We start from the raw sequence: 2,966 nt of genomic DNA, 5'->3' as shown, positions 1-2,966 counted from the left end.
GTAAGTATCCGCTCAACTCCGTATTGCAAATCTCAAAATAATGTTGTACCTTTGCACGGCGGCATCATTTTTCTAATTTTGAGACAAGAATACGCAATTTAGCCCTCCATCAGCACAAGCTAATGGAGGTTATAACTTAATTTGACTAAATATTAAATTCATTTTTATTGTTCCTCATCTTCCCAGAACTCAGGAAGAAGAGTATAATACTTATCCTCAGGCGTAGAATCTATGTGCTTCAACACATAACAAAGCCAACGCTCAGGATTTTTATCTAGCACCTTACATGCTCCAAACAAGGAGTACATCATTGCTGCACGTTTACAAGCATCCAAGTCACGGCAGAACAAATAAGCCTTCTTACCCATCACCATGTCACGGATCAGGCGTTCGGTATCATTATTGTCCAATGGCATATCTGGGATGTCTATATAATTGGTCAACTCTGTATAGTTGCGCAACATATAGTTCAATGCCTGGTATATATTGCTGTCTTTTGGCACATCTAAGATGGCACTTGCAGCCCATAGCTTGAAGTCCTCCCATAGTGGCTCAGCATGGTCCTTCCTGAACTGTGCCTTCTCCTCGCCCTCAAGTTTCTTCTCCTTTATCATTTCCTCAATCAGGTTAATGTTCTGGTAGAAGAGGATACCTATCTTTGCAAGATTAGGATTTTCCTTCAAGGCACGTTCCATTGGTCTTCGGGCATGAACGACACAGCGACACAATATACGACCATTTATCTTCTTCAGCCAATCATAGCCGGAGTAACCATCACACATCAGCGCCACACCTTTCCAATCTTTGAGGTTGTCCATGATGTCAGCAGTACCCCTACCATGCTTGTTTTTCGTATTAACCATGAAGATTGGAATGCCTGTCGCCACTGAACGATATTGAATCAAGTAATGATTTACCGTCTTATGCTTCTCGCAGTCCAATATCGGGAATGGAGAACCATCTGCGCCAAGCAGCAAACTGGACATTACTCGATCCTTCTGCAGATTGTAGAGAGGTTCTATCTTGTCGCATACACCCTGATGCCAGTCATCGACTGTTGAAGGAGCGAGTATCAAGCCATCCTGTTTCATCTTCTTTATCTGCCGGTTAAACGGCTGATGAAGGACATACTTATTACACTCTAACTGCGCCAATAACTCAGCAGACGCATAACTCTTCCAAAATACGTCCTCATAACAAGGAGACTGCAAGAGCTTCTGCATTGGATCATCCTTGCGACGAACTACAGGACGACGATATGGCTGAACAAAGTAGCGTACTTTGGCTGGCACGATAAACTCCTGCACCTTGCCTTGGTAAACAATTACATATTCATCTTCATGTCCTATATAGCCTTCAGGCCAAAGTACCTTTTCCTCCAAACGAGGCATATCCTCAGGTATAGGATTTCGCCCATGCCCCTTCTGTTCCTTCTGGCTATTCAAAAGCTTCTTTATAGCCTTGCGCTTGCGATATTCCTCACAGAATTCACGGCACTCTTGGTAACGTTTCTTTTCCTCATCAGTGAACTCAACTGATGCCATTACCTTATCATAGATGGTATCACGTTCTTCCTTACTAAAGACTACCCGCTCACGCTTTTGAGTAAATATCATTCTGACAAGAGAGGCTATCTGCTCGGTCTTAGATTTGCTTTTAGCTTCAACCTTGGCCAGTTTATCCTTGATTTCATCCGTCAAAGACTCATGCGCTTTCTTTGCCGCAAGCTGATACTTCTGCAACAGTTCCTGACCTTTGGAAGAATCCTTGTCACCAAGGGCGATGAACGCCTGCATGAACATGTCAAACATATCAGCCAAACGATTCAGCGCAGTTTTCTCGAAACGGGTTTTAGCTGCAGACATCTGCTGGCGAACCTGTTCACTTACATTTTGGGCGATTGTCTCCGCTTTCTTATCTACATCAGACTCACGCTTATCCAAAGCCTTATTACGTTCCTCCAATTCCTTGGTCTTATCTGCTAATTGAGCTTCCAACTCTTTTCTGATACGTTCTTCTGCTTCAGCAACACGGCGAGCCACCTCCTCGTCAATCAAGTCTTGACGAGTGATGCGCTCCACCTGCAGGTCATGCTCTGCATGCGCTGCCCGATCATTGGCATCGGACAACTGGTCTACGGCATTGGCATATTTCTCTGCCAAAGACGTACTTTTCCCTGTATTTTGTTGCTGTTCAAACATATCGTTTACCTTATTGTTTACCATACAAAGGTACTAAAAATTATTGAGAAAAACGAATATTTTGATTGATATTTACGCCTAAATATCAGCTATTTACGTTAATAAAAACTAATAGAAAAACTAGCTCTCCGATGGTATTTCTTCATACCATTTTTCACCCAGAATCAAGAGGGTAAATTCATCTGGGGTTAATGTTGTTGTACGATTATCATCATTAAAATGAGGCATTTGGAAACGCCCCTCGCTCAACTTTCTTACATAAAGAGTCAGTCCATCGCTCTCACGATGCAAGACCTTAGCAGTCTTGCGAGTCTTACCTATAAATATAAAGGCTTCATCTTGGGTGAGGTAACGGCCGAACTCCTCATTCACGATTCCTTGGAGTCCTTGAAACTGCTTGCGCATGTCGACTGGCTCCATGCACAAGTAGTACTTCAGGTCATCCGTCAACTGACAAACTCTAGCCATAAGCCTACACTGTTATACTAATGTAGGCTCGAAGCTGTTCGATACTGATGTCAGCAGGGAGAATTAGTGTCACACCATTGGGATAGCTTAATTTTAAATAAGGATTGCGACGGTTGCGAACTTTTGCAGACTCACGCATCTCCTTCGCCTCATTGTCGCCGATTACAACCTCGGCGAACTTTGGCTTGCTGTTTAATTGTTTCTTGCCTTGCACCATAATTTGAAAAATTTAAAATCATGGTGCAAAGGTACGAAACTTTATCTAGGCGCACAATACGGCTTTCACCGAATAGTTAC

General features: G+C 43.0%; 3 protein-coding genes. All 3 read right to left on the bottom strand.

Going from position 1 to position 2,966, the window contains the following annotated elements; genetic code table 11:
- Positions 1–164: 164 nt before the first annotated feature.
- Positions 165–2,225: an IS66 family transposase gene (gene tnpC, locus ACTQ16_RS16510; protein WP_287608869.1), complete on the bottom strand. Its 2,061-nt coding sequence runs from the start codon at positions 2,223–2,225 to the stop codon at positions 165–167.
- 96 nt (positions 2,226–2,321) lie between these two features.
- Positions 2,322–2,669 carry an IS66 family insertion sequence element accessory protein TnpB gene (gene tnpB / locus ACTQ16_RS16505; protein ID WP_153093909.1) on the bottom strand — a complete coding sequence of 116 codons (348 nt, stop codon included), beginning with the start codon at positions 2,667–2,669 and terminating at the stop codon, positions 2,322–2,324.
- Positions 2,670–2,673: 4 nt separating this feature from the next.
- Positions 2,674–2,886, bottom strand: a complete 213-nt coding sequence (locus ACTQ16_RS16500; RefSeq protein ID WP_117587426.1) for a hypothetical protein — start codon at positions 2,884–2,886, stop codon at positions 2,674–2,676.
- Between the last annotated feature and the right edge of the window lie 80 nt (positions 2,887–2,966).

This window comes from Prevotella sp. LCP21S3_D2 (genome assembly GCF_052118345.1).
Lineage (GTDB): Bacteria > Bacteroidota > Bacteroidia > Bacteroidales > Bacteroidaceae > Prevotella.
Note: the sequence above shows the minus strand (reverse complement) of the source record. Positions and strands in the feature narration are given on the sequence as shown.